Annotated in this window: 19 protein-coding genes; 1 reads left to right on the plus strand and 18 read right to left on the minus strand. The window is 74.2% G+C overall.

Translation table 11 applies throughout. From position 1 onward, the window contains the following. Position 1: 1 nt before the first annotated feature. The 16 genes from AB0P35_RS06675 to AB0P35_RS06750 form a co-directional block, all read right to left on the minus strand. Entirely contained in the window at positions 2-1855 is a 1854-nt protein-coding gene (locus AB0P35_RS06675) for an acetolactate synthase large subunit (RefSeq protein ID WP_363507411.1), read from the minus strand. Positions 1856-2150: 295 nt separating this feature from the next. Next, the gene (locus AB0P35_RS06680; protein ID WP_363507723.1) at positions 2151-5147 is read right to left on the minus strand and encodes an EAL domain-containing protein; all 2997 of its coding nucleotides are present in this window, start codon (positions 5145-5147) and stop codon (positions 2151-2153) included. Between the two features lie 463 nt (positions 5148-5610). Then, a complete protein-coding gene (locus tag AB0P35_RS06685) occupies positions 5611-8634 on the minus strand; it encodes an AAA family ATPase (protein ID WP_363507414.1) in 3024 nt (1007 codons plus the stop codon). Between the two features lie 119 nt (positions 8635-8753). Continuing rightward, a complete protein-coding gene (locus tag AB0P35_RS06690; RefSeq protein WP_095873063.1) occupies positions 8754-8936 on the minus strand; it encodes a hypothetical protein in 183 nt (60 codons plus the stop codon). A gap of 220 nt (positions 8937-9156) precedes the next feature. Continuing rightward, complete coding sequence (gatB, locus tag AB0P35_RS06695; RefSeq protein WP_363507417.1) at positions 9157-10659, minus strand: Asp-tRNA(Asn)/Glu-tRNA(Gln) amidotransferase subunit GatB; 1503 nt, start codon at positions 10657-10659, stop codon at positions 9157-9159. A gap of 31 nt (positions 10660-10690) precedes the next feature. Next, entirely contained in the window at positions 10691-10930 is a 240-nt protein-coding gene (locus tag AB0P35_RS06700) for a hypothetical protein (protein ID WP_363507420.1), read from the minus strand. Beyond that, positions 10927-12420, minus strand: a complete 1494-nt coding sequence (gene gatA / locus AB0P35_RS06705; protein WP_363507423.1) for an Asp-tRNA(Asn)/Glu-tRNA(Gln) amidotransferase subunit GatA — start codon at positions 12418-12420, stop codon at positions 10927-10929. The genes AB0P35_RS06700 and gatA overlap by 4 nt, the downstream gene beginning before the upstream one ends. A 3-nt stretch (positions 12421-12423) precedes the next feature. Beyond that, entirely contained in the window at positions 12424-12720 is a 297-nt protein-coding gene (gene gatC / locus AB0P35_RS06710; protein ID WP_095873067.1) for an Asp-tRNA(Asn)/Glu-tRNA(Gln) amidotransferase subunit GatC, read from the minus strand. Between the two features lie 189 nt (positions 12721-12909). After that, positions 12910-13743: a hypothetical protein gene (locus AB0P35_RS06715; RefSeq protein ID WP_363507426.1), complete on the minus strand. Its 834-nt coding sequence runs from the start codon at positions 13741-13743 to the stop codon at positions 12910-12912. 174 nt (positions 13744-13917) lie between these two features. Beyond that, on the minus strand, positions 13918-15636 hold the full coding sequence (locus tag AB0P35_RS06720; RefSeq protein ID WP_095873069.1) for a bifunctional diguanylate cyclase/phosphodiesterase: 1719 nt from the start codon (positions 15634-15636) through the stop codon (positions 13918-13920). A 294-nt stretch (positions 15637-15930) separates the two neighbouring features. Then, the gene (ligA, locus tag AB0P35_RS06725) at positions 15931-18228 is read right to left on the minus strand and encodes an NAD-dependent DNA ligase LigA (protein ID WP_363507429.1); all 2298 of its coding nucleotides are present in this window, start codon (positions 18226-18228) and stop codon (positions 15931-15933) included. 18 nt (positions 18229-18246) lie between these two features. After that, entirely contained in the window at positions 18247-19257 is a 1011-nt protein-coding gene (locus tag AB0P35_RS06730) for a methionine synthase (RefSeq protein WP_363507432.1), read from the minus strand. A gap of 37 nt (positions 19258-19294) precedes the next feature. After that, entirely contained in the window at positions 19295-19984 is a 690-nt protein-coding gene (locus AB0P35_RS06735; RefSeq protein ID WP_095873072.1) for an SDR family oxidoreductase, read from the minus strand. Positions 19985-19994: 10 nt separating this feature from the next. Beyond that, positions 19995-20528, minus strand: coding sequence for a TIGR00730 family Rossman fold protein (locus AB0P35_RS06740; protein WP_363507435.1), 534 nt, complete (start codon positions 20526-20528; stop codon positions 19995-19997). A gap of 75 nt (positions 20529-20603) precedes the next feature. After that, positions 20604-21731, minus strand: coding sequence for a tRNA 2-thiouridine(34) synthase MnmA (gene mnmA / locus AB0P35_RS06745; RefSeq protein WP_363507438.1), 1128 nt, complete (start codon positions 21729-21731; stop codon positions 20604-20606). Between the two features lie 102 nt (positions 21732-21833). Continuing rightward, complete coding sequence (locus AB0P35_RS06750) at positions 21834-23015, minus strand: cysteine desulfurase family protein (protein WP_095873075.1); 1182 nt, start codon at positions 23013-23015, stop codon at positions 21834-21836. Between the two features lie 134 nt (positions 23016-23149). On the opposite strand from AB0P35_RS06750, the gene AB0P35_RS06755 reads away from it, so the two are divergent. Then, positions 23150-23959 carry an IclR family transcriptional regulator gene (locus tag AB0P35_RS06755; protein ID WP_095873076.1) on the plus strand — a complete coding sequence of 270 codons (810 nt, stop codon included), beginning with the start codon at positions 23150-23152 and terminating at the stop codon, positions 23957-23959. Here AB0P35_RS06755 and AB0P35_RS06760 read toward each other — a convergent pair. Both AB0P35_RS06760 and AB0P35_RS06765 read right to left on the minus strand, forming a co-directional pair. Then, positions 23895-24554, minus strand: coding sequence for a trimeric intracellular cation channel family protein (locus tag AB0P35_RS06760; RefSeq protein ID WP_095873077.1), 660 nt, complete (start codon positions 24552-24554; stop codon positions 23895-23897). The two genes, AB0P35_RS06755 and AB0P35_RS06760, sit on opposite strands and share 65 nt — an antisense overlap. Before the next feature lie 201 nt (positions 24555-24755). Continuing rightward, positions 24756-25535: a ferritin-like domain-containing protein gene (locus tag AB0P35_RS06765; protein WP_095873078.1), complete on the minus strand. Its 780-nt coding sequence runs from the start codon at positions 25533-25535 to the stop codon at positions 24756-24758. Positions 25536-25677 lie beyond the last annotated feature (142 nt).

Raw genomic sequence — 25677 nt, forward strand, 5'->3', positions numbered from 1 at the left:
GTCAGTCGAGGTCGTCGCCGAAGTCGGGGCGGACGCCCCGGGCGAACAGGATCTCGTCGTTGCTGGTGCCGGCGGCCACCATCGGCCAGACCATGGCGTCCTGGTGGACGATGAAGTCGATGACGACCGGGCGGTCGTTGATCTCCATCGCCTGCTTGATCACGGCGTCGAGGTCCTCCGGGCGCTCGCAGCGCAGTCCGACGCAGCCCATCGCCTCGGAGAGCAGCACGAAGTCCGGGATCCGGGTGCCCTGGGCCGGCGGCTCCTTGCCGTCGTGCTCCGGGCCGGCGTGCAGCACGGTGTTGGAGTAGCGCTGGTTGTAGAACAGCGTCTGCCACTGGCGGACCATGCCGAGCGAGCCGTTGTTGATGACCGCGACCTTGATCGGGATGTTGTTCAGGGCGCAGGTGACGAGCTCCTGATTGGTCATCTGGAAGCAGCCGTCGCCGTCGATCGCCCAGACCGCGGTGTCGGGCTTGCCGGCCTTGGCGCCCATGGCGGCCGGAACGGCGTAGCCCATGGTGCCCGCGCCGCCGGAGTTGAGCCAGGTGGCCGGCTTCTCGAACCGGATGAACTGGCTGGCCCACATCTGGTGCTGGCCGACGCCGGCCGCGTAGATGGCGTCCGGACCGACCAACTGGCCGATCCGCTCGATGACCTGCTGGGGGGACAGCTCGCCGGTGGGGGCGGGCTCGTAGCCGAGCGGGTAGGTGCGCTTCCACTCGTCGAGCTTGGCCCACCAGTCCGCGTAGTCGCCCTTGTGGCCGGCGTCGTACTCGGCCTGGACGGCGACGATCAGGTCGGCGATGACCTCGCGGGCGTCGCCGACGATCGGGACGTCGGCGGGGCGGTTCTTGCCGATCTCGGCGGGGTCGATGTCGGCGTGCACGACCTTGGCGTTGGGGGCGAAGCTGTCCAGCCTGCCGGTGACGCGGTCGTCGAAGCGGGCGCCCAGGGTGAAGAGCAGGTCGGCCTTCTGCAGGGCGGTGACGGCCGGCACCGAGCCGTGCATGCCGGGCATGCCCAGGTGCTGCGGGTGGCTGTCGGGGAAGACGCCGATCGCCATCAGGGTGGTGACGACCGGGGCGCCGGTCAGCTCGGCGAGGATGCGCAGCTCGGCGCTGGCGCTGGCCTTGAGCACGCCGCCGCCGACGTAGAGCACCGGCCGCTTGGCGTTGACGAGCATCCGCGCGGCCTCGCGGATCTGCTTGGCGTGCGGCTTGGTGACCGGGCGGTAGCCGGGCAGCGAGGTCTCGACCGGCCAGCGGAAGGTGGTGGTGGCCTGCAGGGCGTCCTTGGCGACGTCGACGAGGACCGGGCCGGGGCGGCCGGTGGCGGCGATGTGGAAGGCCTCGGCGATGACCCGGGGGATCTCGGCCGGGTCGGTCACCAGGAAGTTGTGCTTGGTGATCGGCATGGTGATGCCGCAGATGTCCGCCTCCTGGAAGGCGTCGGTGCCGATCGCCTTGGAGGCGACCTGGCCGGTGATCGCGACGATCGGGACGGAGTCCATGTAGGCGTCGGCGATCGGGGTGACCAGGTTGGTGGCGCCGGGGCCGGAGGTGGCCATGCAGACGCCGACGCGGCCGGTGGCCTGCGCGTAGCCGGTGGCCGCGTGGCCGGCGCCCTGCTCGTGGCGGACCAGGATGTGGCGGACCTTGGTGGAGTCCATCAGCGGGTCGTACGCCGGGAGGATCGCGCCACCGGGGATACCGAAGACGGTGTCGGCCCCTACGGCCTCGAGGGAGCGGATGAGCGACTGCGCTCCGGTCATCGTCTCGACGGTGGTCTGCTGACCCGGAGCGTGGGCTGCCGGGGTGTCCCCGCGGCGGGGGGATGCGGCGTGCTCAGTCATCTGCCTGTCTCTTCTCGGGTTCTGCCGGCCCGGGCAGTTGAGGGTCCTGCCGTGCGTCGGACCGGTAAGCCGGCTCTGCCCCAATCGTCCCGATTTACGGTGCTTGGGGCCAGTGGTCTTGCAGGGGTGGAACAGTTCGCGTGCAACAAAAAACCCCTCGTGCCCAGGGCATGCGAGGGGTGGCGCGTCGGCCTGTCTGAAGTGGAGCACACGGGCCCACTCAGCCGACGCGCCCGCCAAGTACGAGAATTCGGGTGCGCATGGCACCGACCTTCCTCCCCCGCGGCAGGGGGTGTCAAGCTGGTGGGACGGAGGTCTCACCATGCGGACCCCCGGACGGACCCCCCACGGCGTGGCGTTCCGGCAGGTCGGAGGGGGTGTGCCGGGGAACCGCCCGGCCCTGGGCCGCCTCGGCGCGGCCACCCGGTCGGACGTCCGCGGCGAGGTGCGGGCGGCGCCCCGCCGACGGCCCGGCAGGCCGCGGCACCGGGTAGGAACGGCGGGCCAGCGCCCGGCGCAGCCGCGGCTCGTCCAGCGGCGGGGCGAAGGCCGGGCCCTGGGCCTGCCGGCAGCCCAGCTCCTGCAGCACGGCGACCTGCCGGGGGTGGTCCACGCCCTCGGCGGCGGTCACCAGGCCGAGGTCCCGGCCGAGCCGCAGCGCGTGCCCGACCAGGGCCCGGGCGAGGGCCGAGTCGGCGACCTCCTGGACGAGGCTGCGGTCGAGCCCGAGGGTGTCCAGCGGCAGCCGGGCGAGCGCGCCGAGCGAACCGCCGCCCGCGCCGAAGCCGCCGACCGCGGTGGACACGCCGAGCCGGCGGAGCGCGGCGAGCCGCCGGGCCACATCCTCGGCGGTGCGGTCCGGGCCGGTTCTGGCCAGCTCGACCACCAGCTGGTCGGCGGGCAGGCCGGTCTCGCGCAGGACGCCGGCCACCGTCTCGTACAGACCGGGGGCGCAGATCCGCTCGGCGGTGAGCCGGATCCGGACGGGGACCGAGCCGGCCCGGTCGCGGCGGCGGGCCGCGGCGGCGGCGACCGCCTCCTGGAGCAGCCAGCGGGCGAAGCGGGCGGCCGCGTCGCCGTGCTCGGCGGTGCGCAGGAACTCGGACGGGGTGAGCAGCAGCCCCTGGGCGGAGCGCCAGCGGGGCTGGGCGTCGACGCCGACCACCACGCCGGTGGCGAGGTCCACGACGGGCTGGTGGAGCAGGGTGAAGCCGCCCTCGCGGACGGCGGTGCGCAGCCGGGCCTCCAGCTCGCCACGGCGCTCGACCTCGGCCCGCATGCCGGGCCGGTAGAGCACCACCCGGCCCTTGCCCTGGGACTTGGCGCGGTACATCGCGAGGTCGGCGTTGCGCATCAGCTCGTCGGTGGCGGCCTTCGGGTCGGCGCCCCGGCCCGCCCGGTCGGAGCCCTGCTCGGGGCCCTGGTCGGAGTGCCGGCCGGGTGCCTGGTCGGAGCGCTGGCCGGAGTCTCGATGGGGGCGGCGGTCGGGGGCGGCGAAGGCGATGCCGATGCTGGCGGCGACGCCGAGTTCGACGCCGCCGATCCAGTAGGGCTCGGAGAGCGCGGCACGGACCCGCTCGGCGAGGTCGCGGACCCGGTCCGGGCCGAGCCGGCCGCGGACCAGCACCGCGAACTCGTCGCCGCCGAAGCGGGCCACGGTGTCGCCGGCCCGCACCGCGCGGCGCAGCCGGCCGGCCGCCTGGACGAGCAGCTCGTCGCCGGCCTGGTGGCCGACGCTGTCGTTGACCGCCTTGAAGCCGTCCAGGTCGAGGAAGAGGACGGCGACGCCGTCCCGGTCGCCGGCGCGCCGGCCGCCGTCCTCCGCGCCGCCTCCACCGAGGGCCGCGACGAGCCGCTGGACGAACAGCGCCCGGTTGGGCAGGTCGGTGAGCGGGTCGTGGAAGGCGTTGTGCTGGAGCTGGGCCTGGAGGGCGACCCGTTCGGTGACGTCGCGGCTGTTGAGGATGAGCCCGTCGCGGTGCCGGTTGAGGGTGGACTCCACGTGCAGCCACTCGCCGGTGCCGGAGCGGATGCGGCACTCGACCCGGGCGGAGGGCTCGGTGCTCTCGGCGAGGCCGGGCAGGTGGCCGCGGGCGAGGAAGCGGCGGACATCGCGGAGCACCCGCCCGACGTCGTCGGGGTGCACCAGGTCGAGCAGGTTGCCGCCGACGAGTTCCTCCGGGTCCCGGGAGTAGACGCCGAGGGCGGCGGGGCTGACGTAGGAGAGCACGCCGTCGGCGGCGGCGATCATGATGACGTCGCTGGAGCCCTGGACCAGGGAGCGGAAGTGCGCCTCCTTGTGGGCGAGCTCCTGGGCGAGGGAGAGGTTGTCGAGCAGCATCACGCCCTGCCGGACGATCAGGGCGAGGCCGACCGTGCAGGCGGCGGCGAGCACCACCCGGTCGACCGGGTGGTCGTCGCCGAGGGCGTTGTTGAGGATGCCGGCGGTGCAGACGGCGGCCGCGGCGTACGGGGTGAGGGCGCTGAAGGTGGAGGCGACCCGGCGGCGGGGCACACCGCCCGCGGAGGGGTGCTCGCGGGAGGAGCGGCGGGCGTCCGGGGACCACGGCGCCCAGGCGAGCAGCAGGCTGCCGGCGAACCAGCCGGCGTCGAGCAGTTCGCCCGAGTGGTAGCTGCTGCGCAGCTCCGGCGAGGTGAACAGGGCGTCGCAGACCACGGTCACGGCGAGGGCGAGCATCGCGGTGTGGACGGCGGCCCGGTTGCCGTCCCGCCGCCGGAAGCGCAGGCCGACGACCAGGCTGACCAGCAGGATGTCCATCACCGGGTAGGCGAGGGCGAGCGCGACCTCCATCGGGTCGCCGGACTGGCCCTGGGCGGTGCGGCCGAGGGCGAGGCTCCAGCTGAGGGTGAACAGCGAGCCGGCGACCAGCCAGCCGTCGAGCAGCAGGCAGAACCAGCCGGCCGGGGTGCGGGGGCGCTGGGCGAGCACCAGCAGGCCGGTGATGGCGAGCGGGGCGAAGAGCAGGAAGGCGTAGTCGGCGGGCGAGTCCTGCGGCACTGGGGTCTTCAGCACCACCTCGTACCAGCCCCAGGCGCCGTTGCCGAAGGCCACCACGGCGGAGGCGAGGCCGAAGAGCAGCCAGGCCGAGCGGGCGGGGCCGCCGCCGCGGAGGCTGTGCGCGAGGCAGGAGAGGGCGGCCGCGGCCGCGGCCGCGGCGAGGCCGAAGTCACCCATGACGAGGGAGACCTCGCGGGAGCCACCCCAGCCGACGGCGGCGCCGGTGGTGTATCCGGCGCAGAGCAGGGTGAGCAGGGCGGCCGGGACGCCGATGCGGCCGGTGTACCCGGCGCGGCGGCGGCACGGGGCGTTCTCCGTGACCGGCGTGACCGGCGTGGGCGGCGCAGACGCTGCGGACTCGGCGGGCGCTGCGGTCGTGGCTGCGGCGGGGGTCGCGGCGGGCAGCACCGCATCGGTGGAGTTCACTCGACATCTCCCCCTCCGGCCCGGGGCTCGTCCGCTCCCGGACCTCGGCTGTGCGGCGGCACGGCTCGCGATCTGACGCCTCGTCAACATCATGTCGCGGGGGGCCCGTTCCGCCGTGCCGTACCGGTGTTCCCACGCGGGACACTACACCACTGCCGTCACGCAACGGCACGTGCATTCAACTTAGAGTAATGATCGGAGGGGCTGTGGAGGCGCTGGTCCAGTCCTTCCCGCGGGTGTCGGCGGCGCACTGCCGAGAGGCGCGCGCTTGCTTGCGCCCCTCGCGCCCCCCGTTCGGCTCAAGCGACCGTCAGACGGCGTTCTCGGCCTCGAAGAGCCGCAGCCGGTGGGCGACCGCCGCCGCCTCGCCGCGGCCGCTCACCCCGAGCTTGGCGAGGATGTTGGAGACGTGCACGCTGGCGGTCTTCGGCGAGATGTACAGCTCCTCGGCGATCTGCCGGTTCGTGCGGCCCAGGGTGAGCAGCCGCAGGACGTCCCGCTCGCGCGGGGTGAGGCCGAGCGCGGGCTCGTCGGCGGCCGGCTCGTCGGCGCGCCGGCCGGACGTGCTCTCCGCGGTCAGCCGGGCGCGCTCGGCCAGGTGCGCGGCCTCCTCCTGCAGGAAGCGGTCGCCGCTGGCGCGGGCCGTGTCGGCGGCCTCCTTGAGCAGCGCGCGGGCCTCGTCCCGGCCGCCCGCCGCGGCCGCGCTCTCGGCGGCCCGCAGCAGGGCCAGCGCCAGCGGGCCCGGCAGGCCGACCGGCCGCAGCTCGGCGATCGCGGCGGCCCAGTGCTCACGGGGGTCCTCGCCGCGGGCCCGGGCGAGTTCGCCGTCCAGCAGCCGGGCCCAGGCCCGGTGCAGCGGGACGAGCGGGTCGAGCCGGGCGGCGGTCTCGGCGATCCGCCTCAGCACGACCGGCCGGCCGAGGTCGGCGGCGGGCAGGCCGCGCGAGTCGGCCTCCGCGCCGGCGCCGTGCGCGAGCAGCGGCAGCAGCAGCGCCTCGTGTCCGGCCGTGAGCTCGATGTCGAGCACGGCGAGCAGCTCGGCCCGGGCGTCGAGCGGCCGGCCCTGCCGGGTGTGGATCCGGACGGCCAGCATCGCGGACGGCAGGACGTTCTGCGGCTGGCGGGCGAGGTCGGCGGCGCGGGCCCGGCGGTTGAGCTCGGCGGCCCGGTCCAGGTCGCCCGCGAGGAAGCGCAGCTCGCCGCGGAGCCGGTCGAGGAACTCGTGGTACGGGTCGAGCGGCGGCCCGTACTCCCAGGAGTCCAGGGTCGCGGCGGCCTCGGCGCAGCGGCCGAGGGCGGTGAGCGCCTCCACCAGGTTGCCGGTGAGGCAGCCGCCGGCGGTGCCGAGCAGCCCGGTGCTCCCGGCCACCTGGAGGCCTTCGCGGGAGCACTCCAGGGCCTCCTCGGAGCGGCCGAGGCTCTGCAGCATGCAGGACAGGTTGTTGAGGCCGCGGCAGAGCACGTCGGCGGTGCCCAGTTCGCGGGCGCGGTCGATGGCGTCCCGCAGCAGGGCGATCGCGCGGTCCGGCTCGCCGAACTCGCCGTAGAGGCCGGCGAGGGTGATCCGGGCGTGCTGCTCGACCGCGTCGGCGCCGACCCGGCGGGCGATGTCGGCGGCCTGCTCGGCGACGGCCATGTGCTCCCGGCCCGGGTTGCCGAGCATGCCCTGGGCGGCGTCCATGGCGAGCACCTCGGCCTGCACGGCGGACGGCCCGAGTCCGGAGACCAGCCGGTAGGCGTACTGGATCTCGCCGCCGTCGGGCCGCTCCAGGTGGCCGCAGGTCTTGGCGAGCTGCACCCGGAACCAGGCGGCGCGGGCCGGGTCGGTGTCCTCGTCGAGCCGTGCGAGGGCCTGCTTGACGAGGCCGATCGCGCGGTCCCAGTCGCCGCTGCGGCGGGCCGCGACGACCGCCTCGGCCAGCACGTCGACGAGTTGCAGGCCGGCGCAGTCCTGCTCGTGCCGGTCGCCGGCGCAGCCGCAGGAGGGGTAGGTCTCGGCCCGGTCGTGGGGGCGGACGGGCGTGCTGCGGACGGTCTCCGGCACCTCGTCCCAGAGTTCGAGGACGCGCTCCAGCATGCGCAGCTGCTCGGCGAAGGCGTTGCGGCGGTGGGCCTGCAGGGCGGCGTCCAGGGCGGTGGGCAGCGCCCGGTCCGGTTCGTGCGCGTGGTACCAGTAGTCGGCCAGCCGGGCGTCGAGCGCCTCGCCTCGGACGAGGCCGGGCTCGGCCGCCAGGACGGCGGCGAAGCGGCGGTTGATGCGGTGCCGCTCGCCGGGCAGCAGGTCGTCGGAGACCGCCTCGCGGACGAGGGCGTGCCGGAAGCAGTAGCCGTCGCCGTCGGTGTCGGGCCGCAGCACGCCGGCGCCGACGGCGGTGCGCAGCGCCTCGATGAGCGCTTCCTCGGGGTCGTCGAGGACGGCGGCGAGCAGGTCGTGCTCGACCCTGGTACCGCCCTCGGCGGCGAGCCGCAGCACCTGCTGGGCCTCGTCGGGCAGGGTCTCCACGCGGACGAGCAGGATGTCGCGGAGGCTGTCGGGGATGCCGACGGTGCATCCCTCGCGCTGGGCGGCGGCGAGCTGCTCGACGAAGAACGGGTTGCCCTCGGCCCGCCGGTGGATGCGGTCGACCAGGACCCGGTCGGGGGTCGGGGTGCCGAGGATGCCGGCCAGCTGGGCGGCGGTCTCGGCGGGGCCGAAGCGCTCCAGGTCGATCCGCCGGACGGTGCGCAGCCGCTCGAGTTCGGCGAGGTAGGGCCGGAGCGGGTGGCGCCGGTGCAGGTCGTCGCTGCGGTAGGTGGCGACCACGAGCACCCGGGCGCGGTGCAGGGTGCGGATCAGGTAGGCGAGCAGGTCCCGGGTGGAGCGGTCGGACCAGTGCAGGTCCTCGACCACCAGGACGAGGGTGCGGTCCTCGGCGAGGCGCTCGACCAGGCGCGCGGTGTGGTCGAACAGCCGGGCGCGGCCGAACTCGTCGTTGGGGCCGGCGTCGGCCTCGCCGAACTCGGGCAGCAGGCGGGCCAGGTGCCCCTCCATGCCGGCCGCTGCCTCTTCGAAGGCCGGGCCGAGCTCGCTGTGCAGCCGGCGCAGGGCGGTGGCCAGCGGGCCGTACGGCAGGCCCTCGGCGCCGACCTCCAGGCAGCCGCCGACCGCGGCGACGGCCGGTGCGGCGACGCCGTGCAGGAACTCCTCGACGAGCCGGGTCTTGCCGATACCGGCCTCGCCGCCGACCAGCACGGCCCGTGGTTCGCCCGCGGCGGCGCGGGCCAGCGCGGCATGGAGGAACTCGCTCTCGCGGCCGCGGCCGACCATGACAGGGCTGACCGAAATCTGCTCCATGCTGGCGAGCATGGCACAGGATTCGGACACGAACTGAGATGCGGTCCCAGGGAGTGGACGGCCGAGAGGGAGGACGCCACGGGCGTCCTCCCCGGTCGGCTCCGCGGCGCCGCGGGCCATCAGCATCCGGCCGGTCCGGCGGTGCGCAGCGGCGCCGCCGGGGCGTGCCGCAGGCTCCGGGCGAACCGGCGCAGTCTGCCGGCCTGCGGTCCGCCGGCCCGTGCGGCCTCGTGGGCCAGCCGCTCCAGTCCGGCACGGTGCTCGAGTTCCCGCTGGCGCTGCAGGAAGAGCTCGTACTCCATCACGGCGGTTCACCTCGTTCTGTCCCGGTCCTCTGTGGTTCTGCTACCGAGACTCCGCCGTGAGGGGTGGGGGGCACATCGGGAGGCTGCCGGATCTTCCGGGGGCGGCGGGCTCAGACGCCGGGTGCCGGGGACGGAGAAGGCCCGTGTCCGCCCCTTAGTCGGGGCGGGCACGGGCCTGCTGCCGGTCTGAGGTACCTCAGACCGGGCGGCGGGGGCCTCAGGCGCCGAGGCGCTCCAGGATGAGGTCCTTGGCACGGGCGGCGTCGGCCTGGCCACGGGTGGCCTTCATGACGGCGCCGACCAGGGCGCCGACGGCCTGCACCTTGCCGTCGCGGATCTTCGCGGCGACGTCCGGGTTGTCGGCGATCGCCTGGTCGACGGCGGCGCCGAGCGCGGAGTCGTCGGAGACCACGGCGAGGCCGCGCTTCGCGACGACCTCGTCCGGCTCGCCCTCGCCGGCCAGCACGCCCTCGATGACCTGGCGGGCGAGCTTGTCGTTGAGCTTGCCCTCGGCGACCAGCGCGCAGACCCGGGCGACCTGGGCCGGGGTGATCGGCTGCTCGGAGAGCTCGGTGCCGGCCTCGTTGGCGCGGCGGGCGAGCTCGCCCAGCCACCACTTGCGGGCCTGGTCGGCGGGGGCGCCGGCGGCCACGGTCTCCAGGATCGGCTCGACCGCGCCGGCGTTCAGCACGGCCTGCATGTCCTGGTCGGACAGGCCCCACTCGGCCTGCAGCCGGGCCCGGCGGACGCGGGGCAGCTCGGGCAGCGAGGCCCGCAGCTCCTCGACCCACTCCCGGGAGGGGGCGATCGGCACCAGGTCGGGCTCGGGGAAGTAGCGGTAGTCCTCCGCCTCCTCCTTGATCCGGCCCGAGGTGGTGCTGCCGTTGTCCTCGTGGAAGTGGCGGGTCTCCTGGACGATGGTGCCGCCGTCGGCGAGGACGGTGGCGTGCCGCTGGATCTCGAACCGGGCGGCCCGCTCGACGCTGCGCAGCGAGTTGACGTTCTTGGTCTCGCTGCGGGTGCCGAACTTCTCCCGGCCGATCGGGCGCAGCGACAGGTTGACGTCGCAGCGCATCTGGCCCTTGTCCATCCGGGCCTCGGAGACGCCGAGGGTACGGATGAGCTCGCGCAGCTCGGTGACGTAGGCCTTGGCGACCTCGGGGGCGCGGGCGCCGGCGCCGACGATCGGCTTGGTGACGATCTCGATCAGCGGGATGCCGGCCCGGTTGTAGTCGAGCAGCGAGTACTCGGCGCCGTGGATGCGGCCGGTGGCACCGCCGATGTGGGTCGACTTGCCGGTGTCCTCCTCCATGTGGGCGCGCTCGATGTCCACGCGGAAGACCTCGCCGTCCTCCAGCTGCACGTCGAGGTAGCCGTTGAAGGCGATCGGCTCGTCGTACTGGGAGGTCTGGAAGTTCTTCGGCATGTCCGGGTAGAAGTAGTTCTTCCGGGCGAACCGGCACCACTCGGCGATCTCGCAGTTGAGGGCGAGGCCGATGCGGATCGCCGACTCCACGCCGACCGCGTTGACGACCGGCAGCGAGCCGGGCAGGCCGAGGCAGGTGGGGCAGGTCTGCGTGTTGGGCTCGGCACCGAGTTCGGTCGAGCACCCGCAGAACATCTTGGTCCTGGTACCCAGCTCGACGTGGACCTCAAGGCCCATCACCGGGTCGTACGAGGCCAGCGCGTCCTCGTAGGAGACCAGACTGATGACGCTCACAGCGTTTCCTTCACTTCTTCTTCGAGGTCCGTCAGCCGAGCAGCACGTCGTCGTCGCCGAGCTGGCGGAGCTCGCGGACGAGGAGCGCGGTGCCGGTGATCAGGGCGGCGGCGCCGACCAGGGCGTTGATCAGCTTGAGCGTGTCGTTGTCGGTCTTGGCCTTCTTGACGTCCTTGTAGATCGTGATCGCCCCGAACGCGCTGGTGCCGATGGACAGCCACAGGCCGGGCTTCGAGTGCTTGAAGCCCTTGGCCTTCTCGATCCTGCTCACAGTGCCGGTGCCTCCTCCAGCAGGGAGTGTCCCCACTTCTCGATGAGAGCGGCCTCGACGGCGCCGCCCACGCGGTACAGGCGGTCGTCCGCCATCGCGGGGGCGATGATCTGCAGGCCGACCGGGAGATTGTCCTCCGGGGCCAGGCCGCAGGGCAGCGACATGGCCGCGTTGCCCGCCAGGTTCGACGGGATGGTGCACAGATCTGCCAGGTACATCGCCATCGGGTCGTCGGCGCGCTCGCCGATCGGGAAGGCGGTGGTCGGCGTGGTCGGGGAGACCAGCACGTCGACCCCGGCGAAGGCGGCGTCGAAGTCGCGCGAGATGAGCGTGCGGACCTTCTGCGCCGAGCCGTAGTAGGCGTCGTAGTAGCCCGAGGAGAGGGCGTAGGTGCCGAGCATGATCCGGCGCTTCACCTCGGGGCCGAAGCCGGCCTCGCGGGTGAGGGCGGTGACCTCCTCGGCGCCGCGGCTGCCGTCGTCGCCGACGCGCAGGCCGTAGCGCATGGCGTCGAAGCGGGCCAGGTTGGAGGAGGCCTCGCTGGGCGCGATCAGGTAGTACGCGGGCAGCGCCAGGGTGAACGACGGGCAGGAGACCTCGACGACCTCGGCACCGAGCTCGCGGAGCAGTTCCACGGACTCGTTGAAGCGCTGCATCACGCCGGCCTGGTAGCCCTCGCCGGCGAACTCCTTGACGACGCCGATCCGCATGCCGCGGATGTCGCGCATCCGGGCGGCCTCGACGACGGCCGGCACCGGCGCGGCGATGGAGGTGGAGTCCAGCGGGTCGTAGCCGGCGATGGCCTCGTGCAGCAGGGCCGCGTCCAGCACGGTGCGGGCGCAGGGGCCGCCCTGGTCGAGCGAGGAGGAGAAGGCGACCAGGCCGTAGCGGGAGACCGCGCCGTAGGTCGGCTTCACGCCGACGGTGCCGGTGACGGCGCCGGGCTGGCGGATCGAGCCGCCGGTGTCGGTGCCGATGGCCAGCGGGGCCTCGAAGGCGGCCAGCGCGGCCGCGGAGCCGCCGCCGGAGCCGCCGGGGATCCGGGTGAGGTCCCACGGGTTGCCGGTCGGGCCGTAGGCGGAGTTCTCGGTGGAGGAGCCCATCGCGAACTCGTCCATGTTGGTCTTGCCGAGGATGACCACGCCCGCGTCCTTCAGACGGGACGTCAGGGTGGCGTCGTACGGCGGGATCCAGCCTTCGAGGATCTTCGAGCCGCAGGTGGTCGGGACGCCGTTCGTGGTGAAGACGTCCTTGAGCGCGAGCGGGACGCCGGCCAGCGGGCCGAGCTCCTCGCCGCGGGCACGCCTGTCGTCGACCGCGCGGGCGGCCTTCAGCGCGCCCTCGGTGTCGACGTGCAGGAAGGCGTTGACCTTCTTGTCGACGGCGTTGATGCGGTCCAGGTGGGCCTGGGCGACCTCGACGGCCGACACCTCGCCCTTGGCGACCGCGGCGGCGGTCTCCGCAGCGGTGAACTTGATCAGTTCGGTCATCGCTCAGTCCTCCCCGAGGATCTGGGGCACACGGAAACGCTGCTCCTCGGAGGCCGGGGCGCCGGACAGCGCCTGCTCCGGGGCGAGCGACGGCCGCACCTCGTCGGCGCGCATGACGTTGGTCAGCGGCAGCGGGTGGGAGGTCGGCGGGACGTCCTGTCCGGCGACCTCGGAAACGCGGGCGACCGCGCCGATGATCACGTCGAGCTGCTCGGCGAAGTGGTCCAGCTCTTCGGCCTGCAATTCGAGACGCGACAGCCGAGCGAGGTGGGCGACCTCCTCGCGCGTGATGCCAGGCATGCAGCGATCCTCAGGTTCGGGTTCGGGTGAGACCGGGGGCTTGCCCGTCCTCTTGGTCTAGGGACACATCCTATGGCGCGCACGGCCGGGCCCCGCGACGCACGGGCCCGGGCGCACCGCGAGAAGCCGTGCGCCCCCGTTTCCGCGAGGTCAGGAGGGCCCGGAGGCGAGCGGGCGACGACCAGCCCGTCAGAGAGCCATCGAGGACGCGTCGGTGGGCTCGTCGGCCCCGCCGTTCAGGCGGTCGAGGTCGATGGTCTCGGCCGGGGACGGCGTCTCGGTCGGCACCGGCGCGCCGAACTCCTTGAGCTCCACCCGGCCGCTCTCCTCGCCGCCGGTGCGCTCCATCCGCAGCGGGTACGGCCGGCCCCGGGTGGCCACGGTGAGCGTGCTGGTGCCGCCCTCGGCGGTCCCGGTGACGGTGACCGCGGGGGTGCCGTCCACGGTGACCGGTTTCCCGACCGCCAGGGCGGCCGGGGTCTGCTCGGCGAGGGTGCTGCCCAGGGCGTCCAGGTCGCAGACGGTGCCGATCTCGGAGAAGTCGGTGTTGTCGGTGGTGGTCTTCAGGTACTTCTCGCCGACCAGCTGCTCGGCGGCGGCCCCGCCGTGGGCGCGCCAGAACACCTCGTCCGGCTTGACCCACAGCTGGGTGCCCAGCTTGACCAGGCGGAACGTTCCCTGGCCGCTGAGGCCCATGGTGCCCGCGCAGTTGCCGGCGGTGTCGGCGGAGAGGTCGAAGGTGACGGTCTGCCCCTGGCTGCTGCCGCGGCCGGTGATCCGCACCGATCCGGCCTCCTTGAGCGCCGCCACCGAGCGCTGCACGATCTCCTGGGCGGGCAGCGCCGCCACGCCGTTCTCCGGCTCCGCGGAGGCCGCCGACGCGGCGGTGGAGGACCGGGCCGCAGTGGCGCCGCCGGAGCCGGGGACCGCGCCCGGCGCCCCTCCCCCGGTGCCGGCGCAGGCCGCGGCGCCGGTCAGCAGGACGAGCCCGGCCAGGACGGCGGCCGTCCGCTGCTCGCTCACGGCTCTCTCCTTCGACGGTCCGGTGTGTGCTCAGAGGGTCACACTCAACCGGAACCACCGCATCCGCAACAAGGGCCGCCTGCGAAGGAACCCGCACCGCCCGCCACCGCGGGCCCGGCAGGATCGCCCCGCCGCCCCGTCGGGGCCCGAGGTCGCCGCCCGCCGCCGGGCGGGCTACTGCTGGGTCGTCGGGGCGGGCAGCGGCGTCGTGGGCGCGGGCAGCTCGGCCTGGGCCGCGACGGTGGGCAGCGAGCGGGGCTGCGGGACGGGCGGGGCCAGCGGCTGCTGCTGCGGCGCGAGCCGCTCGACCCGGGCGGTGCCGGTCTGCCGGACCATCAGCCAGGCGGTGGCCTGGTCGGCGGGCAGCGCCGCGGAGACCAGCCAGCCCTGGACGGCGTCCACGCCCATGCTGTGCAGCCGCTCCCAGGTCTCGTCGTCCTCGACGCCCTCGGCGACGACGGTCAGCCCCAGCGAGTGCGCGAGCTCGACCGAGCAGCGGACCACCGCGGCGTCGTGGTCGTCGGCGACCATCCGGGAGACGAACGAGCGGTCGATCTTCAGCTCGCCCACCGGAAGGCTGCGCAGCCGGGCCATCGAGGAGTGCCCGGTGCCGAAGTCGTCCAGGGACATGCCGACGCCGTAGCGGCGCAGTTCGGCCAGGGTGTCGGCGGCGCGCCGCGAGTCGTCGAGCAGCAGCCGCTCGGTGATCTCCAGCTGGAGGGCGTGCGCGGGCACCCGGTGCCGGGTGAGATGGCCGGCGACCCGGGTGGCGAAGCCCGGGTTGAGGACGTCCCGCGGGGAGACGTTGACGGCGACCGGCACCTGCAGGCCCTGGTCGCGCCAGGCGGCGAGCTGGCCGACCGCCGCCTCCAGCACGTAGTCGGTGAGCCGCGGCATCAGGCCGCTGGACTCGGCGAGGCCGATGAACTCGTCCGGGGGGACGCGGCCCTGGCCGGGTCGCTCCCAGCGCAGCAGCGCCTCCAGGCCGACCACCCGGCCGTCGAAGGCGACCTTCGGCTGGTAGTGCAGCTGCACCTCGCCGGTCTCCAGGGCGCGCCGCAGGTCGCCGAGCAGGCCGATCCGGTACGGGGTGTCGGTGTCCTGGGCCTCGTGGTAGACCTCGACGCCGCTGCGGCCGCGCTGGGCGTGGCCCATGGCGACGTCGGCGCGGCGCAGAAGCGATTCGGCGTCCCGGGCGTGCGCCGGGTAGACGCAGACGCCGGCGCTGGCCTCCAGGACGAGCAGCAGGCCGTCCAGCCGGATCGGGGCGGCCAGTTCGGCGATCAGCGCCTTGGCGATCCGCTCCAGGGTCTCCGGGCGGCCGACGCCGGGCAGCAGGACGGCGAACTCGTCGCCGCCCATCCGGGCGACCACGGGCCGGCCGCCGCGGTGCAGCGGGGTGGGCAGCGCCGCGGCCACCTCGTCGGTGTGGTCGGGCGCGGTCGACTGCCGGGAGTGGCCGGTGCGCAGCGCCCGGTGGAGCCGGCGGGCGATGTGCACCAGCAGCCGGTCGCCGGCGGTGTGGCCGAGCGCGTCGTTGAGCGACCGGAAACGGTCGAGGTCGAGCAGCACGACGCCGACGCTGTAGGCCTCCTCGCCGTCGTGCCGGGCGATGGCGTCCTGGGCGGCGAGGAGCAGGGCCTGACGGTTCGGCAGGTCGGTGAGCGGGTCGGTGAGCTGGTCGCGCGCCCGGTCCCGGGCGATCCGCCAGGCGGCGACCAGCACCGCGAGCGGGACGGCGAACAGCGGCAGCAGCTCCGGTTCGTACCGGTAGACCAGCACGGCCAGCGGGATGAGCGGCGCGGCCCCGGCCAGCAGCACGCCGAGCAGCAGGACCGCCCCTGCCACCCCCTGCGGCGGGCGTGTGGGCGCACCGCCGGTCGTACGATCCATATGCCCTGTCCTCCGTCGGGCCCGCCCCGTCAGGCCGCCTTACGGTGAGGCACCGTGCGGTGCCGGTGGACGTCAGGTATCGGGGCGCCCCACGAGCGGCGGCCGAAGCCGCCGCCACTCACCCCTGCTGACACTCTGTTGCGCCAAGGGTAAGCCGGAGTCCGCCGACAGGGCGGACTTTCGGACAACCCTGGGCGCGCCACCGGCAGACCGATGCCGGACAGTGACACAATGCCCGATTTCCGACCGGTACACCCCGTGACGCGGTGTCAGGACGATAACAGGATCGGGCCGTCAGCCCTCGGCGGGCTCCTCGACGGGCTCCTCGGCCGCCGGCGCGGACTCCTCCGCCGTGTCCAGGCCGAGGTGGGCCCGGGCGGCGTCGGCGCCCCGCTCCAGCAGGACGGCGAACCCGGCGTCGTCCAGGACGGGCACGCCCAGCTGGACGGCCTTGTCGTACTTGGAACCGGGGTTGTCGCCGACCACCACGAAGTGCGTCTTCTTGGAGACCGAGCCGGTCACCTTGGCGCCGCGCGAGGTCAGCGCCTCCTTGGCGCCGTCCCGGGTGTGGCCGGCGAGGGTGCCGGTGACCACCACCGTCAGGCCCTCCAGCGGCCGCTCGCCCTCCTCCTCGGTGCCGGCCTCGGTGAACCGCACACCGGCGGCCCGCCACTTCTCCAGGATCTCCCGGTGCCACTCCTCGGCGTGCCACTCCTTGACGGCGCGGGCGATGATCGGGCCGACGCCCTCGGCGGCGGCCAGCTCCTCCTCGGTGGCCTCGAAGATCCGGTCCAGGTCGCGGAACTCGCGGGCCAGCGCCTGGGCGGCGACCGGGCCGACATGGCGGATCGACAGGCCGTTCAGGTACCGCCACAGCGGGCGGTCGGTTGCCGCGGCGAGGTTCTCCAGCAGGGCGGCCAGCGACTTCTTCGGCTCGCCCTTGGTGGTGGCGAAGAAGGTCACCACCTTCTCCTTGCCGGTGCGGTCGTCCGGCTTGGGCATGCCGGTCTTGGGGTCGCGCACCAGCACCTTGATCGGTAGCAGCTGGTCCTCGGACAGGCCGAAGATGTCCCCCTCGTTCTTGACAGGCGGCTCGGCGGGCTCCAGCGGCTGGGTGAGCGCGGTGGCGGCGACGTAGCCGAGGCCCTCGATGTCCAGCGACTCGCGGCCGCCGAGGTACGCCAGGCGCTCGCGCACCTGGGCGGGGCAGTACCGGGCGTTGGGGCAGCGCAGGTCGATGTCGCCCTCGGACATCGGGCGCAGTTCGGTGCCGCACTCGTGGCAGTGCGTCGGCATCACGAACTCCTGCTCGGTGCCGTCCCGCAGGTCCTCGACCGGGCCGAGGATCTCCGGGATGACGTCGCCGGCCTTGCGCAGCACCACGGTGTCGCCGAGCAGCACGCCCTTGGCCTTGACGACCTGCTGGTTGTGCAGGGTGGCGTACTGCACCATCGAGCCGGCCACCTTCACCGGCTCGGCCAGCACCGCGTACGGGGTGGCCCGGCCGGTGCGGCCGATGCCGACCTTGATGCTGGCCAGCTTGGCGGTGACCTCCTCCGGCGGGTACTTCCAGGCGATCGCCCAGCGCGGGGACTTCGAGGTGGCGCCGAGCCGGCCCTGCAGGGCGATCTCGTCGACCTTGACGACCACGCCGTCGATCTCGTGCTCGACGGAGTGCCGCTGCTCGCCGTACTGCTTGACGAAGGCGCGGACCTCGTCGAGGGTGCCGACCACCCGGTTGTGCCGGGCGGTGGGCAGGCCCCACGCGCGCAGCAGGTCGTAGGCGTGCGACTGGCAGTCGATGTCGAAGCCGACCCGGGCGCCGATGCCGTGCACCACCATGTGCAGCGGGCGGGAGGCGGTGACGTGCGGGTCCTTCTGGCGGAGCGAGCCGGCCGCGGCGTTCCGCGGGTTCATGAACAGCCGGATCAGCGCGTGCGGACGCCGGCCCTCCTTGGCACGCTCCTCGTTCTCCTGCCGGCGGCGCTCGTTCTCGGCGGCGAACGAGGCGTTCAGCGCCTCGAAGGCCTCGGTCGGGAAGTACACCTCGCCGCGGATCTCGACCAGCTCGGGGATGTCCTCGCCCTGCAGCTGGTGCGGGATCTCCTTGATGGTGCGGACGTTGGGGGTGATGTCCTCGCCGACCCGGCCGTCGCCGCGGGTGGCGGCCTGGACGAGCCGGCCGTTCTCGTAGGTGAGGTTGACGGCCAGGCCGTCCACCTTCAGCTCGCACAGGTAGTGGTAGTCGACGCCGTCGAGTTCGCGGGCGACGCGCTCGGCCCAGGCGGCGAGCTCCTCGTCGTCCATCGCGTTGTCGAGGCTGAGCAGGCGCTCCCGGTGCTCGACCGATGCGAACAGCTCGGTGACCGCGCCGCCCACCTTCTGGGTGGGCGACTCGGGGGTGCGCAGCACCGGGTGCCCGGCCTCGATCGCCTCCAACTCGCGCATCAGGGCGTCGAACTCGGCGTCGCTGACGACCGGCGCGTCCTGCTCGTAGTAGCGGACGCGGTGGTCCTCGATCTCGGCCGCCAGCTCCGCGTGCCGCCTCCGGACCTCCGCGGGAACGTCCTCCCAGCCCTCGACCGCCGCCACCGTGCGCCTCCTACCGTCTCACTCCGGGTTGTCCACCAGGCTCTGTGCCGCCCTGACGCTGTGCGACAGCGCCCGGCGCGCGTACGCGGGGGACGCCCCCGCCAGCCCGCAGGTCGGTGTCACGACCACGCGCCGGGCCAGCAGCTCCGGGCCCAGGCCGAGCCGCTTCCACAGCGTCCTGACACCCTGGACACTACCGGCCGGGTCGGACACCACCCGGTCGGTGGAGGGCACGACACCGGCGAGGATCACCGTGCCCGCCTCGACGGCCTCGCCGAGGTCGTCGTCCTCACGCTCCGTCAGCAGCGAGAAGTCCAGCGACACTCCGGCAACGCCGGCCCGGCGCAGCAGCGGCAGCGGCACGCCGGGGGCGCAGCTGTGCACGACGACGGGGACGTCCAGGGCGCGGATCACCGAACGCAGCGCCTCCTCGGCGACCTGGCGGTCCACCGAGCGCAGCCGCTGGAAGCCGCTGGCGGTCTTCACCGCGCCGGCCAGCACGGCGGGCAGCGAGGGCTCGTCCAGTTGGAGCACCGGCTGTGCGCCGGGCATCCGACGGCGGACGTCCGCGAGGTGGCGGCGCAGGCCCTCGGTGAGCGACTCGGCGATGTCCCGGCAGGCGCCGGGGTCGGCCAGTGCCTTCTCGCCGTGCCTGAGCTCGATCGAGGCGGCGAGGGTCCACGGGCCGACGGCCTGCAGCTTGAGCGGGCCCCGGTAGTCCTGGGTGAACTCCTCCAGGGCGTCCAGGTCCTCGCCGAGCCAGGAGTGGGCGCGCCGGGTGTCGCGGCCGGGCCGGTCGGCGAACCGCCAGCCGCTCGGCTCGACCTGCGCGAACAACTCGGTCAGCAGGCCGGCCCCGCGGCCGATCATGTCGGCGCCGGGCCCACGGGCCGGCAGCTCCGGCAGGTGGGGCAGCCGCTCCAGGGCGCCGACCGCCGTCCGGGCCGCCTCGCGGGCGTCGGTGCCGGGCATCGACCCGACACCCGTGGCGGCGCCGGACAGCTCGGGGAAGGGGAATTCAGTGCTCACACCGCCCGAGCCTAGTCAGCCCGGGCGGCCCCTGCGGCTACCGGCCCGGGCGGACGGTGATCTCGGTGAGTTCGGCGTCCCGCGGGAGGTCGATCGCGGTGAGGATCGCGGTGGCGACCGACTCGGGGGCGATCCACTGCGCGGGGTCGTACTCGCGGCCCTCCTGGCGGTGCACCTTCTCCTGCATCGCGGTGGCGGTGCGGCCGGGGTAGACGGTGGTGACCCGGACGCCGTTGCCGTGCTCCTCGGCGCGCAGCGCGTCGGCGAGCGCCCGGACGGCGAACTTGCTGGCCGCGTAGGCGCTCCAGTCGGCGTCCGCGCGCAGCCCGGCGCCGGAGTTGACGAAGACCACGTGGCCGCGGGCCAGTCGCAGCGACGGCAGCAGCAGCCGGGTGATCTCGGCGGGCGCGACCGCGTTGACGTTCAGCTGCTCCTGCCAGGCCTTGACCGGGAGGTCGCCGACCCGACCGAGCTCGACCACGCCGGCGATGTGCAGCAGCGAGTCGAGTTCGACGGGCAGGCTCTGGTGGCCGAACGCCCAGGAGAGCTTCGCCGGGTCGGCGAGGTCGCCGACCAGGGTGGCGGCGCCGGGGTGGCGCCCGCGCAGCTCGGCGGCGCGCCGGGCGTCGCGGGCCAGCAGCAGGACGTCCTCGCCGCGGGCGAGCAGCTTCTCGGCGACGACGGCGCCGATGCCGGAGCCGGCGCCGGTGATCAGGTGGGTTCCCATGGGGGCGGTCCTATCGGCCGAGGCGGTCGAGGGCGGCGAAGGCCTCGGCCGGGGTGGTGGCGAACACGACGAGCTCGTCCAGCGGACGCGGCAGGAAGCCCTCGGTCTCCATCCGCTCCAGCTGGGTGCGCAGGCCCGCGTAGAAGCCCTCGGTGTCGAGGAACACCACCGGCTTGTCGTGCAGCGCGTGCTTCTTGAGCTCCAGCACCTCGGTGACCTCGTCCAGGGTGCCGAGCCCGCCGACCAGGACGACCACGGCGTCCGCCCGCTCCAGCAGCTGGGCCTTGCGGACGGCCAGGTCGGGTGCGGTGACGAGCTCGTCCGCGCCCTCGTAGGCCTTGTGCGCGAGCAGTTCGACGGAGATGCCGACGAGCCGGCCGCCTGCCTCCTTCACGCCGTCGGCCAGCAGGCCCATCAGGCCGGCGTGCGAACCGCCCCAGACCAGGGTGTGGCCGCGCTCGCCGAGCAGCCGGGCGAAGTCGGCGGCGGGTGCGGTGTAGCGCTCGTCGAGCGAGTACGCGGAGCAGAAGACGGTGATGTTCATAGGGCCCCAGGTCTACCACGGGCGGACGATCGGCTTCACCGCGATTCCGGGCGCCGGACCGCGCCCGGGCGGCGCTCAGACGGTGACGGGGCGGCGCTCGGTGGCGGCGATGGTCGCCGAGCCGACCACCCGGGTGCCGTCGTAGAGCACCACGGCCTGGCCGGGGGCGATGCCGCGGGCCGGGGCGTCCAGCCGGACGCGCAGCACCTCGCCGTCGAGCTCGGCGGTGACGGGCACCTCCTCGCCGTGCGCGCGCAGCTGCGCGGTGTACCGGCCCTCCCCCGCTGCGGGCTCGCCGCACCAGCGCGGCTTGACGGCGGTCAGCGCCAGCACGTCCAGGCCCTCGGCCGGCCCGACGGTGACGGTGTTGGTCACCGGCGAGATGTCCAGCACGTACCGCGGCTTGCCGTCCGCGGCGGGGCGGCCGATCCGCAGGCCCTTGCGCTGGCCGATGGTGAAGCCGTACGCGCCCTCGTGCTCGCCCAGCTTGGTGCCGTCGGTGTCCACGATGTCGCCGGTGGCGGTGCCGAGGTGCTTGGCCAGGAAGCCCTGGGTGTCGCCGTCGGCGATGAAGCAGATGTCGTGGCTGTCCGGCTTCTTCGCCACGGCCAGCCCGCGGCGCTCGGCCTCCAGCCGGATCTCGTCCTTGGTGGTGTCGCCGAGCGGGAACAGCGAGTGCGCCAGCTGGTCGGCGTCCAGCACCCCGAGGACGTACGACTGGTCCTTCGCGGCGTCCACCGCGCGGTGCAGCTCGCGGCCGCCCTGGGGGAGGTCGACGATCCGGGCGTAGTGGCCGGTGCAGACCGCGTCGAAGCCGAGGGCGACCGCCTTGTCCAGCAGCGCGGCGAACTTGATCTTCTCGTTGCAGCGCAGGCAGGGGTTGGGGGTGCGGCCCGCCGCGTACTCGGCGACGAAGTCGTCGATGACGTCCTCGCGGAAGCGCTCGGCGAGGTCCCAGACGTAGAACGGGATGCCGATGACGTCCGCGGCACGGCGGGCGTCGCGGGAGTCCTCGATGGTGCAGCAGCCGCGGGCGCCGGTCCGGAACGACTGCGGGTTCGACGACAGCGCCAGGTGCACGCCGGTCACGTCGTGGCCGGCCTCGGCCGCACGGGCCGCGGCGACGGCGGAGTCCACACCGCCGGACATGGCGGCGAGCACACGGAGGCGGGGGGCGTTCGGGACACCGGCGAAGTCACTCATGATGCCCCAAGCGTACGGGGTCACCCGGGCGCAACTCGGAGGTGCAGCACATCGGGGGCGCGTGGGGGCACCTCCCTGACGTGCCTCCCCCGGAGGGAACGCTCAGCGACGCGCCGTGGCCAGCCCCGCGTTGCGGGCGCGCTCCACCGCCGGGGTGATGGCCTCGGTGAGGGCGGCGACGTCCTCGCGGGTGGAGGTGTGTCCGAGCGAGAAGCGCAGGCTGGCGCGGGCGAGCAGCGGGTCGGCGCCCATGGCGAGCAGGACGTGGCTGGGCTGCGGGACACCGGCCGAACAGGCGGAGCCGGTCGAGCATTCGACGCCCCGGGCGTCGAGCAGCATGAGCAGGGCGTCGCCCTCGCAGCCCGGGAAGGAGAAGTGGGCGTTGGCGGGGAGTCGTCCGGCCGGGTCGGGGTCGCCGTTGAGGACGGCGTCGGGGACGGCCGCGGTGACGGCGGCGAGGAGTTCGTCGCGGAGGGCGCCGACGCCGGTGGCGAACTCGGTGCGCCGTTCGACGGCGAGGGCGGCCGCGGCGGCGAAGCCGGCCGCGGCGGGCACGTCGAGGGTGCCGGAGCGGACGTCGCGTTCCTGGCCGCCGCCGTGCAGCAGCGGGACGGGGGCGGCGTTGCGGGCGAGCAGCAGGGCGCCGACGCCGTAGGGGCCGCCGATCTTGTGTCCGGTGACGGTGAGCGCGGTGAGCCCGGAGTCGGCGAAGGAGACCGGGACCTGGCCGAGCGCCTGGACCGCGTCGGCGTGCATGGGGATGTCGAACTCGCGCGCGATCGCGGCGAGTTCGAGAACGGGCTGTAGGGTGCCGACCTCGTTGTTGGCCCACATGACGGTGATCAGGGCGACGTCGGCGGGGTTGCGCCCGATCGCCTCGCGCAGCGCGTCCGGGTGGACCCGCCCGTGGTGGTCGACGGGCAGGTAGTCGACCTCGGCGCCCTCGTGCTCGGAGAGCCAGTGGACGGCGTCGAGGACGGCGTGGTGCTCGACGGGGCTGCACAGGATGCGGCGGCGGGCCGGGTCGGCGTCGCGGCGGGCCCAGTAGAGGCCCTTGACGGCGAGGTTGTCCGACTCGGTGCCGCCGCCGGTGAGGACGATCTCGCTGGGGCGGGCGCCGAGGGACTCGGCGAGGGACTCGCGGGACTCCTCGACCACCCGGCGGGCGCGGCGGCCGGCCGCGTGCAGCGAGGAGGCGTTGCCCGTGACGCCGAGGTGGGCGGTCATGGCGGCGACCGCCTCGGGCAGCATCGGCGTGGTGGCCGCGTGGTCGAGGTATGGCATGGCGGCTCCCAGTGTAGGGGCCGTCACCGGGTGCGCCGGGCGGGAGGTCGGCCGGGGTCACGATTTGGCCATTGCAGGGTGTGCAACGCGCCGTTAGCCTCCTGGCTCACTGCCGCGTGTCGAGGGGTGGACGGATGTCGCAGACGGTGGACCGGGCGCTGACGATCCTCGCCTCGCTCGGCGAGGGCCCTGCCTCGCTGGAGCAGGCGGCGGCCCGGATCGGCGTGCACAAGTCGACGGCGCTGCGGCTGCTGCGGACCCTCCAGGAGCACGGCTTCGTGCACCGCCAGCCGGACCACCGCTACCGCCTGGGCGGGCGGCTGTTCGGGCTGGCGCAGCAGGCGCTGGAGTGCATCGACATCCGGCAGGTCGCCGCGCCGTACCTGGCCTCGCTGTGCGAACGGTACGGGCACACGGTGCAGCTGGCGGTGCTGGAGGACGGTTCGGTGCTGTACCTGGACCGGGTGGAGGGCCGGTACCCGGCCCCGCCGAGCGGGGCGCCGGAGGCGGCCGGCCGGATCGGCACCCGGGTTCCGGCGGCGGCCGGCCCGGCCGGGAAGGTGCTGCTGGCCGATCTGCCGGAGGAGCAGCTGACGGCCTTTCTGGAGGACCTGGACGGCGGGCCGGGCGCGGCGCCGGCCGAGGGGCTGCGGGCGGAGCTGGCGGCGGTGCGGCGGCGGGGCTGGGCGGCGGGCCAGGGCGGGTACCGGGAGTCGGTGGACTGCCTGGCCGCGCCGATCGTGGGCGCCGAGGGCCGGTCGATCGCGGTGTGCACGATCTCCGCGCCGGCCCGGCTCGCGCCGGAGGCGGATCTGAGCAAGCTGCTGCCGGAGCTGCTGTGCACGGCGGAGGCGATCTCGCTGGCGTACGGCGGTTCGCCTACTCCTCGCTGGTGCGAGAATCGTTGCGGTGCCAGGCACGTGGAGCGCGCCAGCCGTACTTGAGCGCGAGCATCCGGATGGCGAAGGCGCTGAGTGCGGCGGCGGTGGCGTTGAGCGGGGAGAGCCGGTCGCCGGCGATGAGCAGGGCGACGACGGTGGCGCCGACCAGGGCGGGCACGGCGTAGATCTCGCGGTCCCAGCGCAGCAGGGAGGGCGGTTCGAGGGCGAGCAGGTCGCGGATGACGCCGCCGCCGGCGGCGGTGAGCATGCCGAGGGCGACGGAGGCGACGAAGCCGAGGCCGTAGTCGTGCGCCTTGATGGTGCCGGTGACGCAGAACAGTCCGAGGCCGGCGGCGTCCAGGGTCTGCACGGCGGTGTTGATCCGCTCGACCTGCGGGTGCAGGAAGAAGACGACGAGCCCGGCGGCGAGCGGGGTGGAGAAGTAGCCGAGGTTGCTGAAGGCCGCCACCGGGGTGGCCCCGATGACCAGGTCGCGCATGATGCCGCCGCCGAGGGCGGTCGCCTCGGCGAGGACGCAGATGCCGAAGATGTCCATGTTCTTGCGGACGGCCAGCAGGCCGCCGGACAGGGCGAAGACGAAGATGCCGACCAGGTCCAGGGCCTGCTGCAGCGCCGAGGGGAAGATTTGCGAACTCACCGCCCCATCCTCCCTGGTCGGATTGTCCGATCTTGCACCACCCTGGGGGGCGTACGCCCGGTCGGCGGATCACCGGGCGCCCGGGCGCACGCGTGCCGTCCGGCGCGGGAACGCCGACGGCGGGGTGCACCTCCGGCCGCTCGGCGCGGATCGCGACACCCCGCCGTCGGGCGGTGACGGCCCGTCGGACGGGCCGGTGCGTCAGGCGAAGGACTCCTGCGGGGCCGGCCCGCCGAGGGCGTTGAGCCGCTCCGGCATCGCCAGCGTGGTCATCCGCCGCCAGCCGACGGCCCGTTCGTAGAGGTAGACGGCGTGGATGCCGGCCGCGAGCGCCGCCGACTTGGCGCGCGGCCAGCGCAGGATCGCGCCCATGTGCGCCATCACGGCGAGGCTGACGTCGCGGTAGGTGCGGATCTCGGCGCGGGCGCTCTCCTGCAGGGTGTCCAGGATCGCCCGGCCGTGGCCCTGGGCGGCGAGGCGGAGCAGCTCCTCGTGGCAGAAGGCGAGGTGGTTGTCCTCGTCGCTGGAGATCATCCGGACCGCGCGGCCGACCACCGGGTGGTCGCCGAACACCTTCTTCAACAGCTGCATCTGCTCGGCGGCGCGCTGCTCGGTGACCCGGCTGTGCGCGAGGTAGGTGATGACGTCCTGCTCGGTGAGCGGCTCGTCCCGGCGCAGCCGGGTGTGGGCGAGGCCGATGCCCTGGCGCTCCAGCATCATCGTGTAGTCGGTGTCGTCGGGGACGTCGACCGGCGTCAGTCCGCGCTTGTGCAGCAGGGCGTTGAAGATCCGCCCGTGCTTGTCCTCGTCCGCGCCGTGCCGGGCGATCTTCGGGGCGAGGACCTGGTCGGTGACCAGCGAGGAGATCCGCCCGTTCTCCCAGCCGCCCTGGTCCTCGCCCTTGGCGGCGATGCTGCAGAACAGCCGGAACGAGTCGTCGTTGTCGTGGATCTCCTGGAACAGGCTGCGTGCGGAGAGCATCAGGCCCACCTCCCCCGGCCGCCCGGGCAGGCGCCGTTGTCGATCGGATCCGAACACCGTCAGTGAACGCAGCCTCCGCGGCACCCGCAACAGCAGGCCGGGCGGCACTGGTCCGGACGAAGGACCCGGCGCCGCCCGCGGT

Origin of the sequence: Kitasatospora sp. NPDC085879, from assembly GCF_040686255.1 — a bacterium.
GTDB lineage: Bacteria > Actinomycetota > Actinomycetes > Streptomycetales > Streptomycetaceae > Kitasatospora.